At 55.3% G+C, this 12,972-nt stretch carries 21 protein-coding genes; 7 read left to right on the top strand and 14 right to left on the bottom strand.

From position 1 onward, the window contains the following. The first annotated feature begins 169 nt into the window (after nucleotides 1–169). On the top strand, nucleotides 170–835 hold the full coding sequence (locus ACLQMU_RS01730; RefSeq protein ID WP_422148998.1) for a cytochrome c biogenesis CcdA family protein: 666 nt from the start codon (nucleotides 170–172) through the stop codon (nucleotides 833–835). Between the two features lie 109 nt (nucleotides 836–944). On the opposite strand, the gene rpl18a is transcribed toward ACLQMU_RS01730, so the two are convergent. The 12 genes from rpl18a to ACLQMU_RS01670 form a co-directional block, all read right to left on the bottom strand. Continuing rightward, complete coding sequence (rpl18a, locus tag ACLQMU_RS01725; protein ID WP_422148997.1) at nucleotides 945–1,136, bottom strand: 50S ribosomal protein L18Ae; 192 nt, start codon at nucleotides 1,134–1,136, stop codon at nucleotides 945–947. Nucleotides 1,137–1,142: 6 nt separating this feature from the next. Beyond that, nucleotides 1,143–1,805 carry a translation initiation factor IF-6 gene (locus ACLQMU_RS01720; RefSeq protein ID WP_424039558.1) on the bottom strand — a complete coding sequence of 221 codons (663 nt, stop codon included), beginning with the start codon at nucleotides 1,803–1,805 and terminating at the stop codon, nucleotides 1,143–1,145. 4 nt (nucleotides 1,806–1,809) lie between these two features. Next, nucleotides 1,810–2,076 (bottom strand): 50S ribosomal protein L31e, encoded by a 267-nt coding sequence (locus tag ACLQMU_RS01715; protein ID WP_422148995.1) that lies wholly within the window; start codon nucleotides 2,074–2,076, stop codon nucleotides 1,810–1,812. A 4-nt stretch (nucleotides 2,077–2,080) separates the two neighbouring features. After that, nucleotides 2,081–2,233 carry a 50S ribosomal protein L39e gene (locus ACLQMU_RS01710; RefSeq protein WP_422148994.1) on the bottom strand — a complete coding sequence of 51 codons (153 nt, stop codon included), beginning with the start codon at nucleotides 2,231–2,233 and terminating at the stop codon, nucleotides 2,081–2,083. A gap of 9 nt (nucleotides 2,234–2,242) precedes the next feature. Continuing rightward, nucleotides 2,243–2,842: a DUF7411 family protein gene (locus tag ACLQMU_RS01705; protein WP_424039560.1), complete on the bottom strand. Its 600-nt coding sequence runs from the start codon at nucleotides 2,840–2,842 to the stop codon at nucleotides 2,243–2,245. After that, complete coding sequence (locus tag ACLQMU_RS01700; protein WP_424039562.1) at nucleotides 2,842–3,180, bottom strand: DNA-binding protein; 339 nt, start codon at nucleotides 3,178–3,180, stop codon at nucleotides 2,842–2,844. Before ACLQMU_RS01700 ends, ACLQMU_RS01705 begins: the two co-directional genes overlap by 1 nt. Nucleotides 3,181–3,195: 15 nt before the next feature. Next, the gene (locus ACLQMU_RS01695) at nucleotides 3,196–3,795 is read right to left on the bottom strand and encodes a 30S ribosomal protein S19e (RefSeq protein WP_422148991.1); all 600 of its coding nucleotides are present in this window, start codon (nucleotides 3,793–3,795) and stop codon (nucleotides 3,196–3,198) included. Nucleotides 3,796–3,906: 111 nt separating this feature from the next. Then, the gene (locus tag ACLQMU_RS01690) at nucleotides 3,907–4,158 is read right to left on the bottom strand and encodes a YhbY family RNA-binding protein (RefSeq protein ID WP_422148990.1); all 252 of its coding nucleotides are present in this window, start codon (nucleotides 4,156–4,158) and stop codon (nucleotides 3,907–3,909) included. Continuing rightward, complete coding sequence (locus tag ACLQMU_RS01685; protein ID WP_422148989.1) at nucleotides 4,155–4,469, bottom strand: ribonuclease P protein component 4; 315 nt, start codon at nucleotides 4,467–4,469, stop codon at nucleotides 4,155–4,157. The genes ACLQMU_RS01690 and ACLQMU_RS01685 overlap by 4 nt, the downstream gene beginning before the upstream one ends. Before the next feature lie 104 nt (nucleotides 4,470–4,573). Beyond that, the gene (gene purN / locus ACLQMU_RS01680; RefSeq protein ID WP_422148988.1) at nucleotides 4,574–5,179 is read right to left on the bottom strand and encodes a phosphoribosylglycinamide formyltransferase; all 606 of its coding nucleotides are present in this window, start codon (nucleotides 5,177–5,179) and stop codon (nucleotides 4,574–4,576) included. Between the two features lie 29 nt (nucleotides 5,180–5,208). Continuing rightward, entirely contained in the window at nucleotides 5,209–6,486 is a 1,278-nt protein-coding gene (locus ACLQMU_RS01675) for a hemolysin family protein (protein ID WP_422148987.1), read from the bottom strand. 110 nt (nucleotides 6,487–6,596) lie between these two features. Continuing rightward, nucleotides 6,597–7,424, bottom strand: a complete 828-nt coding sequence (locus ACLQMU_RS01670; protein WP_422148986.1) for a sugar phosphate isomerase/epimerase family protein — start codon at nucleotides 7,422–7,424, stop codon at nucleotides 6,597–6,599. 43 nt (nucleotides 7,425–7,467) lie between these two features. On the opposite strand from ACLQMU_RS01670, the gene xseA reads away from it, so the two are divergent. Both xseA and xseB read left to right on the top strand, forming a co-directional pair. Beyond that, on the top strand, nucleotides 7,468–8,742 hold the full coding sequence (gene xseA / locus ACLQMU_RS01665) for an exodeoxyribonuclease VII large subunit (protein WP_422148985.1): 1,275 nt from the start codon (nucleotides 7,468–7,470) through the stop codon (nucleotides 8,740–8,742). After that, entirely contained in the window at nucleotides 8,726–8,911 is a 186-nt protein-coding gene (xseB, locus tag ACLQMU_RS01660) for an exodeoxyribonuclease VII small subunit (RefSeq protein ID WP_422148984.1), read from the top strand. The genes xseA and xseB overlap by 17 nt, the downstream gene beginning before the upstream one ends. Here the strand turns inward: xseB and ACLQMU_RS01655 are convergent. Next, on the bottom strand, nucleotides 8,895–9,323 hold the full coding sequence (locus ACLQMU_RS01655) for a DUF371 domain-containing protein (protein WP_422148983.1): 429 nt from the start codon (nucleotides 9,321–9,323) through the stop codon (nucleotides 8,895–8,897). The two genes, xseB and ACLQMU_RS01655, sit on opposite strands and share 17 nt — an antisense overlap. 34 nt (nucleotides 9,324–9,357) lie before the next feature. Between ACLQMU_RS01655 and ACLQMU_RS01650 the strand changes: the two genes are divergently transcribed. Further along, a complete protein-coding gene (locus ACLQMU_RS01650) occupies nucleotides 9,358–9,933 on the top strand; it encodes an HVO_0476 family zinc finger protein (RefSeq protein WP_424039566.1) in 576 nt (191 codons plus the stop codon). Nucleotides 9,934–10,587: 654 nt separating this feature from the next. Here ACLQMU_RS01650 and ACLQMU_RS01645 read toward each other — a convergent pair. After that, complete coding sequence (locus tag ACLQMU_RS01645) at nucleotides 10,588–11,301, bottom strand: hypothetical protein (RefSeq protein WP_422148981.1); 714 nt, start codon at nucleotides 11,299–11,301, stop codon at nucleotides 10,588–10,590. A 515-nt stretch (nucleotides 11,302–11,816) separates the two neighbouring features. Here ACLQMU_RS01645 and ACLQMU_RS01640 point away from each other — a divergent pair. The 3 genes from ACLQMU_RS01640 (at nucleotide 11,817) to ACLQMU_RS01630 (ending at nucleotide 12,805) form a co-directional block, all read left to right on the top strand. Further along, a complete protein-coding gene (locus tag ACLQMU_RS01640) occupies nucleotides 11,817–12,020 on the top strand; it encodes a hypothetical protein (protein WP_422149867.1) in 204 nt (67 codons plus the stop codon). 199 nt (nucleotides 12,021–12,219) lie between these two features. Continuing rightward, the gene (locus tag ACLQMU_RS01635; protein WP_424039569.1) at nucleotides 12,220–12,609 is read left to right on the top strand and encodes a hypothetical protein; all 390 of its coding nucleotides are present in this window, start codon (nucleotides 12,220–12,222) and stop codon (nucleotides 12,607–12,609) included. Next, nucleotides 12,584–12,805 (top strand): Hsp20/alpha crystallin family protein, encoded by a 222-nt coding sequence (locus ACLQMU_RS01630; RefSeq protein ID WP_422149866.1) that lies wholly within the window; start codon nucleotides 12,584–12,586, stop codon nucleotides 12,803–12,805. The genes ACLQMU_RS01635 and ACLQMU_RS01630 overlap by 26 nt, the downstream gene beginning before the upstream one ends. Nucleotides 12,806–12,972 lie beyond the last annotated feature (167 nt).

Below are 12,972 nucleotides of genomic sequence, written 5' to 3'. Positions count from 1 at the left end.
TTATCCATTCTGTTTTTGTCCTTGCCGTTGAGGTCAGCGTTTCTGTCTGTCATCCCCGTCAGGATGAGACAGGAGACGAATTTAAACTCATCCGGGTTCTCCTGAATATGGTTTTGTAGAGTGCCCCTATTCCAAATCTTTTTCCCCTGCTCTGGACAACCCTCATGAGATGGCCGCCTTCGACCCGTCCCTTCTTGGGATCTTCATCTTCGGTCTTGTCGCCGGCATCTGCCCCTGCAACAGCGTCCTCTGCCTCGGCCTTATCGGGTATCTCACCAGCGGAACTGCGCGGCTCACGCTCCCTACTATCCTCAGGCTCACTCTCGCATTCTGCACCGGCACCATCCTTGTACTCCTGCCACTCGGCGTGATCGCGGGGTTCCTCGGGAAATATCTCCTCTTTTTGAACAGCACCATCGCCTGGTCCCTCGGGGGTATCCTCCTCATCCTCATGGGCCTCCAGCTCCTGCACCTCTATAAACCCCCGATACGGAGCATCTTTTCGCACCTGCGGGCGCCGGTGTCCTATACCGTCACCGGCGCGTTCCTGCTCGGCCTCTCATTCGGGGCGATCACCTTGGGCCGGGGAGCGCCGATGCTTATTGTCGTCCTCACGTACATTGCGCTCTACCAGACCATGACGCAGGGACTCCTCACCATTCTTGTCTATGGACTCGGGATGAGCATCCCACTGATCGTCATCAGCTCGATTGGCGGGGCGGTCGGGAAAACAATCAAGGAAAAAGCGAACGTAAGCGGCGAACTTGCCGACCGGATCATCGGCTGCGCGATTATCGTGATCGGCATCTACTTCCTGTACCTGGCATTCAGGTAACGCCGGCACCCGGACGGCACATACCGGATATTCGGACGGCTCCATTCAGATATAACCGCAAAGTTCCTGAAATTCCCGGAGGATGCCACCGGGGTCCCGGAAAAAAGATTTACTCAGGCTTCGCCAGGCTGACGCCATCGACCTTGATGTAGCGCCTCTTTAAATTATGCTTGCTGCCGAAGACCGCAAACGTGCGTTCCCTAGCCTGATTCTCGTTTGGCGCCGCGATCACTTTCGTGTAGGGCACCCAATCTTCGCCCATAAGGAATGTTCCTTTTACTTCATACTTCTGCTCTGCCATAATCACTCACTCCAGAAATCCAAATACGTCCTCGACCCTGCCGAGTTCAAACCCGCTCGTCGCGTTACCGGCAATGTAGCCCGCATCGTTCACGAGAAGGCCGGTACCGATAAGGCCGCTGCCCATGTTGATCGTGCCGGTACCGACCGGCACCTTCGCCACCGCTTCGATCTGTGCAATCTGCTGCGCGGTCGCATTCGGGTGCACGATCACACCCTTGTTCGTGGCGGCGCCGGCCATGCCGACAGTCCGCACGCCCCCAAGCATCAGGTGGATCACAACGACCCCCAGGAACTCCCCGATTGTCGCTGCGATTTCAGCAGGAAGGTCCGGGTGCACCACGGCAAACGTATCGTTTGCCATGATCACGTTCCCTGCCGCGTTCATTGTATCTGAGAGCAGCATGACCTTCCGGTGCTTTTTGAGCACCGCAAGCTCGCTCTCGGTTGCAAGCCCCGAGACCACGAGGCCCCGGCTGTTCCCTGCGACAAGCGACCCGATGATCGAACTGCCCTGGATGGTCGTCTCAACCAGTTCCACGGAGAGCGCCTCTTTAAGCGCGTCCCGGAACTCATCCGCCGATTCCGGCGGGATCACCGCGATATCGCCTGCAACCCGGGCAAAAACCCCGATATTGGGGTCCCCGTCAAAGTTAGTCGTGCGTTCCATATGCTTACGATTCCGGGGCAAGTTCTGCCTGGACCTGCCCGTCTTCCATCTTCATGGCGCGGACCCGGATCTTTGATGGCGGCTTCTCGCTTCCCCGGCTCCACACCTTCTCGTTGATGGTCTTGTCAAGCTTGACATCTTCGGTCTTCATGTGCTTGGCAAGGTACTTGCGGATATCCTTGATCGCGCCGTTCGCCCGCTTCCACCGGGGCATCCTGCGTGCATCCCGCAGCGGGATGATATAGACATGCTCCTGCATCTGTTCTGCCATGATTTTACACCTTTAACGTGCTTCTGCGCCAGTTGCGTCTCTTCGGGTGCGAAACGACGCTTCTTTTCGTCCTTACCATGACCCACTGGGGCACACGCCGGTTCTGTTCGCATGCCTTGGCGAGCCGGATCTTCCTTCCTTTGCTGAGCTTGCTCATGTTCTTCACCTAGTTGTTATTGCACTTCTTTCTTCCCACCACAAGCGACTGCTCGTGGTGCGGGGGGAACAGGGCAGCGGGATCAACTCCGCGGGCACGGATCGCCGCCCTGATCTCGGATTCGTAGTCCCCGTTTGGTATCATCCCGGTCTCCCCGTATTCTACCACGAGGAACCGGTCCGCCAGCCGGTCGACTTCGGATCGCATATAACCGAGAAGCGGGCGCACATACGTGCTCCCGGTCCGGCCGCAGATGCTCTGCACCTGCGCCCTCGTGAGCATCGGGACCCGGTCGTCAAACCGGGTCCCGTCGCTGACGACCTTGTACTCACCGGCAAGGGTCCCGATGGCAGTCTGGTGGATGCGGTTGATCGCATCGTTGGGATACCCGCACGAAATTACCATGTCTGCCATCTCTTCTGCCATACCTTCGGGAAATACCCGTTTCTTTAAAGGGAACCCCAGCGCCTGCGCGGCATTCTCTATTGTCGGGATTAAGCGGGCGGGGTCGAACACAAACGTGTTGAGTTCAACCTCGTAATACGTACCCAGCATGATCGCTGCAAGGGAACTATCCTTCCCGCCGCTGTAAAGCACTCCTGCTTTCATCACTTTCTGGTGATCGAGTAATCCCGTTTTGCCGGCGCAAGCTGCCGGAGCAGCTCTTTTAGCTGTGCATCGGTGATCTTCTGCTGGAGACGCCCGCTCTGGGCAAGCATCACCAGCTGCTGTTCCACGGCGCCCGCGAAGTCCGGTTTTGTCAGCCGGATGGTGTTCAGGCGTTCCCGGGCGTCGGGCTCGAGAATCTGCATAAGCACCATCTGCACCTGGGACTTGAGACGCTGCTGGCGTTCGAGCTCATCCTGCATAGCCTGCTGATCGCCGGCCTGCTGCTGGAGTTGCGCCATCCTTCTCTTGCGGATCTCACTCAGCTCGTCGTCTCCCATGGATTGTCACCTCAGTTATGATTCGGGCTTCTTGCCTTCAGCCTTCTTGCCTTCGCCCTTCTTTGCGGCAGGTTTCTTCTCGCCCTTCGCATCGTCAGACTTCTCGGCCTTGGAGGATTTCTCAGCCTTGCCCTTCTTCGCTTCAGCCTTCTTTGGCTCTTCAGCAACCGGCTTTACCCTCTTCGGGACGGGTGCCGGCGGGTGGGCGATAACCTCCTGGGCCATACTGTCCAGGAAAGCCATGCCGGCCGGGGAGACTTTGCGCCCGGTCTTGTCGTGCGCAATGAACCCGGCAGCCTCAAGCTGCTGGAGGGCCTTTCTGAGAATCGAGCCGCTGCCCTTCCGGAAAGCATTCGGTTTCGAGCCGCGGTTCTTGTTCCCGCCATAGAAACTCCGCATCCGTTCAACGCCCAGGGGGCCATCGACGTAGACGCGTCTCAGCACTGCTGCTGCCCGGATAAACCACCAGTCGGGGTCTTCGGGCGGCATCTCCTTATGTACCCCGGTCTTTGCAAAGGCAGCCCAGGCCGGCGGCTTGATCTCCTGCCGCTTCTTGAGCTCCTCGGCAACCTTCCTGATAAGGTGGTCGGCCGGGACATCATATACGGTCGTCATGTAGAGTCCTCACTGTTTTTAAAATTAAATAACAGTCTTATCTTATTGGTAAGCGAGGTTTTTATATATTTCGAGATAACGAAAACCCCATTCTCACGGTACGAAAACGGCTCATTTTTTCCCATTTTTCCCGCGTTCGGAAAGTACCATGGTCTTTCCCCGTACTTCGACGAGGACCGCACGCGCTGCTTCCGCCACTGCTTCCGGGTCGATCTCCGTGTTCTGGAGCCATTTTACCTTGATTACCTTACGCTTTTTGAGCTGGGCAGCAATCTCCTCGATCGTTGCCGCCGTGCATCCCTGTTTCCCGATCCAGACCGTCGGTTTGAGGTCCTGCATCGCGGGATCAGTCTTTGTTGTCAAGAGGATCTCTCCACCCGGTACCGGGTTATCTTCCTGCATTCCAGGCAGGTGGCCGACACCCATCCATGGTGCACCCGCACCCGCATGTTTGCCCCGGGCACCAGGTACCGGTAGCAGTGGTGGCAGTACCGGCGCCGGTACTCCCGGTCGATCCTGACCCGGTGGCGCATGGCAATCTTCCGGGCAAGAGTAACGTACCGGTCGCTGTATTCGGGATGCTCAGGGAATGTCTTTTCTGCCTGGGAAAAGAGCACCGCAATACGCTCCCGTGCGAGGGGTTTTATGGAGGGGGGGCGGTTCCTGTCCTTCATGGTGAACGGTACCTTTCAGGTGTCATACTATCCGCGCCCGGGATATAAAAATGACGGTGCGTGGAAAGGAAAGCGACGTGCTCTCCCCTTCAGGGTAGGGCAATTTACCGGGCCCTGACCTTCCTTCCTTCGATGCTCAGCCGGTCCTCGCAGAAGAGCCTGACTGCCTCCGGGAGGGCGAGATGTTCCTGTATGAGGATACGGTTGGCAAGGGTATCCTCGTCGTCATCATCCATGACCCGTACACAGCGCTGCAGGATAATGGGGCCGCCGTCCAGGCTCTCGTCAACGAAATGCACGGTACATCCGGTCACTTTTACCCCGTGAAAGAGCGCCTGCCGCTGGGCGTGGAGACCGGTGAAACTGGGGAGGAGCGCCGGGTGGATATTGATCATCATCCCGGCATACTCCCGCACGATAGCCGACCCCAGAATGCGCATATAGCCGGCGAGTGCTACAAGGTCAGGCCGGGCTTTCCTGAGTGCATCAAGAAGTGCCCCCTCGTAGAGCTCACGGGTGGCGAACCTGGCATAATCGACCACAACAACCGGGATGCCGGCAGCCTCTGCCCGCTCGATTGCATACGCTTTCGGATTGTCGGTGACAAGCGCCACGCATACGGCAGGGATACTGCCTCTCTGCAGGGCTTCGATGATTGCCTGGAAGTTCGAACCGCGTCCCGATGCAACCACTACGATCCGTTTTGTCATGATTCCTGCGCTCCAGGACGGTTCTTCCATCACCGGGGTTCTGCCTCGCCCGGGGTCGTTGGGCGGGCAATACACTTGATCTTCACGATGCGCCGGCCGTGCATCTGCATGACGACAAGCGTGATCCTCCCGGCCTCGATCTCCACTTTCTCCCCCGGGTGCTGCGGGATGTGGCCGAGCCGGTCGATGAGAAGACCGCCGACGGTCTCATACGATTCGTCCAGGGGCAGCCCGATGCTGAGCTCATCGTTGATATCGTCCACCCACATCTGGGCGTCAAGCACGTAGACCCCCTCGGCGATGTTCTGCACCCCGGGCTCCTCCTTGTCGTATTCGTCCCTGATTTCTCCCACGATCTCTTCGAGAATGTCTTCTACCGTAACGATCCCCACGAAACTGCTGTACTCATCGATGATAATGGCAATCTGTACCCGGTGTACCTGGAGTTCTTTTAAGAGATCGTCGATCTTTTTTGTCTCCGGCACGAACGTCGGGTCGTACATGATCTCTTTTATCGAAATATCCGTCCTCTTTGAAACCATCGCGGAGAATACGTCTTTTACATTGAGGACGCCCGTAATGTTGTCGATCCGGTCGTGGTAGATCGGGATGCGGGAAAAACCGGTCTCGTTGAAGATCCGGATCGCCTCGCCGATGCCTGTGGTATCCTCTATGAGGATCGCGTCGACGCGGGGGGTCATGATCTCCCGGGCGGTCGTGTCCCCGAACTCAAGAACCGAGTAAAGCATCTCCTTTTCATCTTGCTCGATCGTCCCCTCCTCTTTCCCCACGTCTATCCATTCCTTGATCTCCTCTTCGGTTACCGCCGGTTCACCCATATCCCTGCCGACGCCAAGGGACGGGCTCACCCGTTCAACAACCCAGATAACAGGCGAGAGGATGCGGGAGAGGAAAAGGATAATTGGCGCTATAGTCCGGGGGAAGGTATCCGGGGCCCGGGTGGCATAGATCTTCGGGCCGATTTCACCGAAAACAAGCAGGATGATCACGACAACGCCAGTGGCAATACCGACACCGATGCTGCCAAAGACACTGATCGCAATCGCGGTTGCAATGGCAGCCGCAGCAATGTTCATGATGGTATTTCCTACAAGGATCGTAATCAGGAAGTGATCCGGGTTCTCTTTTAATGTGGCAAGGGCTATGGCACCGGGCTTGTTGTCATTGACAAGCGTTCGGACCTTCGCCTTGGTGATCGAGATCAGGGCAACCTCTGAACTGGAAAAAAACGCGGAGAGAAGGATACAGATGACAAAGAGCAGAAGATAAAAAACGTTCTCAATCATCCTATTTCACGCCGTGGAAAAACACGCCAGATCCTTTGGTTCATAGTCGTTGTACACTGAAGTTATGGGGAATGGGATTTAATAAACCCAACGGACTGGGGTATCCCGGTTTAGTCCGGCTCCATGCATTCGTGCATAAACGCACGATCCCTCGCAAGGATTACGCACTTCTCTTCCGCGGAGAGTGGTTTTCGGAAATTGAGATCGTCAATCTCGAGCATCAGGCCCCGCCGGTAGCGGCGGTCACGGAGCGCTCCGAGGATCCGGGCGATTACCGGGTTCCGGTCCAGCGGGAGATGGAGCTGGCCGTTTCCTGCACAGCTGATGTGCACGTTTGCAAGCCGGTCAGCGCAGAGATCGATATACTGCAGCACCGTTTCCTCAGATGCTGCGAGCGCGTGGGATGTGTCGAGCGTGAACATAAGCCACGGTTCGGCATCAAGCACTTCGCGCATCCGTTCGGGCGTGCAGATGAGGGAATTGATTGCGGGTTCCATGTTTTCGAGCGCAACTTTAACGGTATCCCGTAAGGCGGCCTCGCGGAGCGCCGCGATATAGTGATCGAACCGGGCGATATCGGCCTCGCCCGGGGGACGTTTTGCCGTTCTCCGGCCGGGATGGACGGTGAGGACGCTTGCCCCGAGAACCTGCGCCATTTCAACTGACCGGACAGCATAGGCAACCGAGATCTCCGCCACATCGGGATTGATGGAGCAGGGATTGAGGTCGAGAACCGGCGTGTGGACGGTGAGAGTGGCAATCTCCGGGTGGGCACGCCGGCAGGCGATCACTTCGTCTGCCGGGAGATCGCGGAGCCAGAAATGCGGCGTCTCCAGCCAGTACTCGATCCCGTCGAGGCCTGCCCTGGCGACAAACGAGAAGATCTCTTCACTGGTGTATTCATGGAAGAACATGCTCGATACGCCGTAGGCAGTCATGATAATACTAATTGATAAGCGCTTTGTGCATAATATTTCCTTCATGGACTGGTTTTACCGCACCGAGCCCCCGGAAGCGCAGGAACCAAAGGAATTATCCGTACTACCGGATATTCCGCTCACGGTCGGCGAGGTATCCGGCATCATCGAACGCCTTCTCGATGACCGGCAGCTCCAGGATATCATGGTACAGGGCGAGGTCACGAACTACAAGCACCACGCCCGGGGCCACCGGTACTTCTCTCTCTCGGAAAAAGGGGGTGGGAGCTTGGCGGCGGTGATCAAGTGCGTCATGTGGCGGTCGGATGCCGAACGGCTTTCCTTCGAACCGGAGGACGGCATGGAGGTCATCATCACCGGTTCGGTCCGGGTGTATCCACCGCACGGGGCTTATCAGATACAGGTAAAAGAGATGACCCGGGGAGGAGCCGGGGAGAAGTACCTGCTTGTCGAGAGGTGGAAAAAGGAACTGGCGGCGGAAGGCTGGTTTGCCATCGAACGGAAACGTCCTCTGCCATCGTTTCCTACACGGGTAGGCGTAGTCACCTCGGAAACCGGGGCGGTTATCCACGATATCCGTACCGTGATCGCCCGCCGCTATCCCGTGGAGATCGTCATCTCTCCCACAGCAGTACAGGGAGAGGATGCCCACCGGGAGATCGCACGGGCAATCGAACGGGTCGCGGGACGCGTGGATGTCGTGATCGTGGCACGGGGCGGCGGGAGTTTCGAGGATCTTTTCCCCTTTAACCATCCCGATGTTGTGCGAGCGATTGCCGCATGCCCGGTCCCGGTCGTATCGGCTGTCGGCCACGAGGTTGATGTGACACTTGCGGATCTCGCAGCCGATATGCGGGCACCCACCCCTTCGGCTGCGGCCGAACTGGTAGTACCGGACAGGAAGGACCTCCGGCTCGCGCTCCGGGACCTCCGGTGCCAGCTGGGCGGGGCGCTGCTTTCCCGGGTCTCACGGGCACAGGACGATATTGCTGCGCTCCGGGACCGTCTCCGCCCGCAGCGGTTCTGCCGGAAGATCGGCGAGAAAAGGCAGGCAACCGTGGATCTCTCTGACCGGCTCGAACGGTCGTTCTCGACCCGGATCGAGCGCGACCGTCTCATGCTTGCGGAGATGAAGACGGCACTTGAGGGAAGGAGCCCGCGTGCGGTGCTCGCCCGGGGGTATTGCGTTGCGGAAAAGGACGGCATTGTTGTGAAATCCGTGGATGCCCTCTTGGGAGATGACCGGCTGAACCTGCGGTTTTACGACGGCAGGAGCCGGGTCGTGGTGGAGCGTGTGGATCATGACGGAAACCTATGAAGAAAAGATTGAGCAGTTACGACTGATTATCGCAAAGATCGAGGACGGCGGAACAAGCCTTGACGAGAGCATGAAATTATATGAACAAGGGGCAGCGCTCGTCAAACAGTGCGAAACCCTGCTTGCCGGGGCAGAAGAAAAGATCACCACGCTCAGCCGGGACGTGTAACAGTTAGGATAACAGTCATCTCTTCCCCGTTTCTAAGTGCGGTGATAAGCTCCCGGGGCAGTGCTGCAGCCATGCGATCCGTGCAGATGCCGATTGTCCTGCCGCAGGTAAAGGTACTGCGACGCCAGACCATATCGGCCGGGTGATCGAGGGTGAGGTGTGCCGACCCCCGTGATCGCACCTCGACGAGAATGTTCCCTGCCAAAAGCCGTGTCACAAGAACCGCATCGTCGTGGACAAGCACCTTTTTGAAGTCCGCAGCAAGGCCGGCACAGCCCTTGTCGGCAGCGACCCCGATGATGCAGTTGCCGTTTTCAGAAAGATGCTTTTCGCATGTCACCTCAAACGTGGTCGGGTGGGTGCCAAGGACAAGAGGATGTCCCCGGCACCGGATAATTTCCTGCGCCTCCATGCTTTATCATGTGAGGGTTGCCATTCATATTTTAATGTTTATCACCGTTTTGTGCCCCGAGTGCGGGGAAGAGACCGAGCACGAGGTTCTCTCTGAGTCCCGCGACCGCCTCGTCCGGTGCACCGCGTGCGGGCACCACCACCGGATTCCGTGGGAGAAGGAACCTGAAATGCTGGTGATAAAGACGATTGTCTCCCGGGAGGGAACTTCCCTCTCCGGCACGATTGAATTTGATCCCGAGGACGAGTGTTTTCTCGATGACCATCTTGTTGCAGAATGCGGGGATGAAGCCTACGGGGTCGAGGTTACGGCAATCGAGTGCGGGGAAAAACGGCTGCCACGTGCGAAAGCAAAGGACATCACCACCCTCTGGACCCGGACTATCGACCGGGTGGTCGTGAAGATCTCCGTCCATGACGGCAGGAAGACGATCCCGCTCTACCTGGAATGCGAGGGAGAGGATGAATTTGTGGTTGGAGAGAAATATGTTGTCGACGGGAAACGGTTTACCCTCTCCCATCTCAAACTGCGCGACGGCCCGCTGATGAGAAAAGAGGGATGGAAGACTGTCGCCCACCGGATCAAGCGTATCTACGGATTCCGGTCATAGGACTTTTTTAAAGAGTTCACCAACCATGCCAGTGAGGTCAACCCGGGAGCAGATCTCAGTACTTCACTCAAATTCGACAGATCAATCATCCCAAAAAATCGGCATGAGTCTTTTAATAACCGAAATGCCCACCCATTTTCATCATTTTCCTGTACTTCACTGATCCGGATCGGGGCCTATAACGGCATTCCGGGGCCCTATCCGGTGCCATACGACAATGTGGCCGACCCAAAAAACACTGCCTGCAGAACACCGCTAAAGAGGAGATATAAAAGCCCTGTATTTTGCCCGGTTTTGGATTTTCGCTCCAAATAATGGGGATAATTTGCAGGGTGGACAAAAAGGGATCATTTTTTTGTTTACCAGCAGGTCCCGATGGGAAAATAAGCCCATTTTGGCCCCGGATTTAAGGGGTCAGACTGCATGTCTGATAACGAGGGGTTTACACCTGGTGGGGATGGAGAACCATTCCCGGGTCATGAAGGATAATTGATAGAAGAACTGAAATGAGTGAAGTACTGGATCCGGACAGGATACATTGATCACCGCGGATTCAGAACATTTTACACAGATATACCCGTGGTGCATTCAGGCCGGGTTTTTGAGAGCAGGGTGTGAGAAGAGCTCACGGTACTAAAAATAAAAAAAAATATATCAACTTGATGCCGCGTTAATTGACTCAACGGTGACATCCGCACTCGGGTAGGAGAAATCGATGGTGATGCCATCCGGCGTCTTGTTGGCCACCTCTCCGATCCTGACGTAAGACTGGGCGGTAGAATTAACCTGCGCCGCCTCAGGGTTGCTGGAAACACCAAGGGCGATGAGCTCACCGTTCTGGATTGATGACAGGCTCATGTTACTGGCTGCCAGCTGCTCTGCCGACCAAAGCTGGGTCATAGGCTTAGCCGTTGCCAGGGAGATCGTTTTCTGGCTGTTGGCCTTCATGCCAACAATGCCCGAGCTGATAGTATCGTATTCATCCCGGAACAACGCGAACTGATTCGAGGCCGACCAGCCGGTTGAAGCCGTATAGAATTGTATCGGGTATACGTTGGGGTATACTGTGGTGTCAAGGGACTGGTTGGCCGTGATTGTCAGCGGCTTGGAGTACAGGACCCCGGAACCCTGGTTGGTGAGCTGGGTGTACAGCTGCTGGTTCGAGGTCAGGATCGGAGTCCCCTGCGCATCCCGCAGGGTATAATCCAAAACCACCACATCGCCGGGTTTTATCGTTGCAAGCGATGAAATCCAGCTTGAACCCATGGCTGATACCACCATCAGTACGACAAAAAGTACACCGGCGATAATCGCGAGTGCTTTTATCCACACTTTCTTAGATTTCACTGCCTGTTTTTTTGCGCCCATTCCTACAATCCTCCTTACTAATTCCATGTTGAACGGTCTTAAACTATTCTGATACGAGGAATTGAGATATGAGGAAGAGCGGAGGTAGGTGATGAGACCAGGAGGAAAGGAGCGAGCCGGGCGGTCCCTGATGAAGAGGGGGGTAGACCCTACCCCCCTCCCCTTCATGACCGCAACCGCAATTCCGGGCTATAAGATGTACATTTGATAATCAGATGTACAATTGATAATCAAATGTACATCTGACTAAACCGGGCAGGCCACTGACGGACGACCCGGGCGGAGAGGAGGCCGGAGGGGGGATGGTGGTGGGGGCACCCCCTTTTTTAAAAATCGGCAGCACCCCCCACCCCTTTTGTCCGTGCAGGTAGGGGTCACCCCCCCCCACGTGTGGATGGGCAGGGTCGGTCCGGCCCGGATTGCGGAGGAAGAAAAGACGATGATCCTCAAGCCTGTGGTTGAACCATACAAGGGAAAGGTAGTTCATTTATAATGGGGGGGAAAATGAAAGCGTGGTGAAACAGGATGAAATACAGGTACAAAAGGCATGTAACAAACACCCTCCTCTATGCAGTGATTATCACGGCCCTGATTGCCGTGATCAGGCAATACACCATGGAGGGGGCACTCGTTTTACCGTGGCGGCTGTGGCCTTGTTAGTTGCTGACAGGATTGTGGAGAACCAGAACCTGAAGAAAGAGGAGGAGAAGGGGAAATAGAAAAGCGTTGCAATTCTGAATCATGGGAACTGATAGCGAGGGTTCCCCGTCTCAGGGCCTCTCACGGGGCACAGCGGGGCGAGGGCGGATTAACTGGCGAATATACCGAACAATCTGGCAGGAAACCAAGGGGGGACAATGATTGGGTTGATAATCAGGAAATGATTTTTATTCTATATTCATTTATTAATGTACAATAATGCTCATAGAAGGTTTCTTTGAGGGTCTTATTGAGGGGTGCGTAGTTCCAGTTATAGAGGTCGCCTTTGCAGGGATATTTTCAACGATGCATTTTGGTTCTCAAATCACATCTACTAATATCCCATTATCAGAGACAATTACCTTTTTAATTTTTAACTTAGTGTTTGCTATAATAACGTCATCAATGGTGACGTATTGGCAATATTATCGAAATGCATACGAAAATCCCTTATATTCCTTCGGATATTTATTGGGGGTTATTGCATTGGTATGGTCTGCAATTAGCCTCAAAGATATTCAGATGTCCCTTTATTTTGTCGGTATTATTATCGTAATTGTTCTGGGATTAATAACCAAAATATTTGTGTATACAAGATTCGAAAATTGACAATTTTATCGAGACCGAAGAGAAATCCAAAGGTTACTACATGAGAGAGAGAATCTACGGCACGCTCCGGCGCGTGGTGGCACTACCCACGGACGTGTCCCAAGGCGATGCAAAAGCCAGCTTCAAAAACGGTGTGCTGGAAGTTTGGCTCAAACGCCAAGCGGTTGCCCCGTCCTCACGCATTGCGATTGAATAAAGCCCCTTACTCCTCATACCTCTCTTTTTTTAAGAACTTCCTGCTCTGTAGAAAACCTCAGTGACGAGAAATTGTAAGAACCGGTGAATGTTACAGACAATCATTTTATTTGCGATTTCCTTCATCTGAACAATAAATTTCCTTGCTTTCAGATCTCCGCCGAACTT

The sequence above is a fragment of the Methanoregula sp. genome (assembly GCF_052325125.1).
In the GTDB taxonomy this organism is placed as follows: domain Archaea; phylum Halobacteriota; class Methanomicrobia; order Methanomicrobiales; family Methanospirillaceae; genus Methanoregula.
Note: the sequence above shows the minus strand (reverse complement) of the source record. Positions and strands in the feature narration are given on the sequence as shown.

Excerpts from the sequence above, each read along its gene's own strand:
- purN (WP_422148988.1), bottom strand. The coding sequence starts at position 5,179 with ATGACAAAACGGATCGTAGTGGTTGCATCGGGACGCGGTTCGAACTTC.
- ACLQMU_RS01730 (WP_422148998.1), top strand. The coding sequence starts at position 170 with ATGGCCGCCTTCGACCCGTCCCTTCTTGGGATCTTCATCTTCGGTCTT.
- ACLQMU_RS01655 (WP_422148983.1), bottom strand. The coding sequence starts at position 9,323 with ATGGAGGCGCAGGAAATTATCCGGTGCCGGGGACATCCTCTTGTCCTT.
- ACLQMU_RS01710 (WP_422148994.1), bottom strand. The coding sequence starts at position 2,233 with ATGAGCAAGCTCAGCAAAGGAAGGAAGATCCGGCTCGCCAAGGCATGC.
- ACLQMU_RS01650 (WP_424039566.1), top strand. The coding sequence starts at position 9,358 with ATGTTTATCACCGTTTTGTGCCCCGAGTGCGGGGAAGAGACCGAGCAC.
- ACLQMU_RS01685 (WP_422148989.1), bottom strand. The coding sequence starts at position 4,469 with ATGAAGGACAGGAACCGCCCCCCCTCCATAAAACCCCTCGCACGGGAG.
- ACLQMU_RS01705 (WP_424039560.1), bottom strand. The coding sequence starts at position 2,842 with ATGAAAGCAGGAGTGCTTTACAGCGGCGGGAAGGATAGTTCCCTTGCA.
- ACLQMU_RS01700 (WP_424039562.1), bottom strand. The coding sequence starts at position 3,180 with ATGGGAGACGACGAGCTGAGTGAGATCCGCAAGAGAAGGATGGCGCAA.
- ACLQMU_RS01720 (WP_424039558.1), bottom strand. The coding sequence starts at position 1,805 with ATGGAACGCACGACTAACTTTGACGGGGACCCCAATATCGGGGTTTTT.
- ACLQMU_RS01675 (WP_422148987.1), bottom strand. The coding sequence starts at position 6,486 with ATGATTGAGAACGTTTTTTATCTTCTGCTCTTTGTCATCTGTATCCTT.
- rpl18a (WP_422148997.1), bottom strand. The coding sequence starts at position 1,136 with ATGGCAGAGCAGAAGTATGAAGTAAAAGGAACATTCCTTATGGGCGAA.
- xseA (WP_422148985.1), top strand. The coding sequence starts at position 7,468 with ATGGACTGGTTTTACCGCACCGAGCCCCCGGAAGCGCAGGAACCAAAG.
- ACLQMU_RS01635 (WP_424039569.1), top strand. The coding sequence starts at position 12,220 with ATGCTCATAGAAGGTTTCTTTGAGGGTCTTATTGAGGGGTGCGTAGTT.
- ACLQMU_RS01670 (WP_422148986.1), bottom strand. The coding sequence starts at position 7,424 with ATGACTGCCTACGGCGTATCGAGCATGTTCTTCCATGAATACACCAGT.
- xseB (WP_422148984.1), top strand. The coding sequence starts at position 8,726 with ATGACGGAAACCTATGAAGAAAAGATTGAGCAGTTACGACTGATTATC.
- ACLQMU_RS01715 (WP_422148995.1), bottom strand. The coding sequence starts at position 2,076 with ATGGCAGAACAGATGCAGGAGCATGTCTATATCATCCCGCTGCGGGAT.
- ACLQMU_RS01695 (WP_422148991.1), bottom strand. The coding sequence starts at position 3,795 with ATGACGACCGTATATGATGTCCCGGCCGACCACCTTATCAGGAAGGTT.
- ACLQMU_RS01645 (WP_422148981.1), bottom strand. The coding sequence starts at position 11,301 with ATGGGCGCAAAAAAACAGGCAGTGAAATCTAAGAAAGTGTGGATAAAA.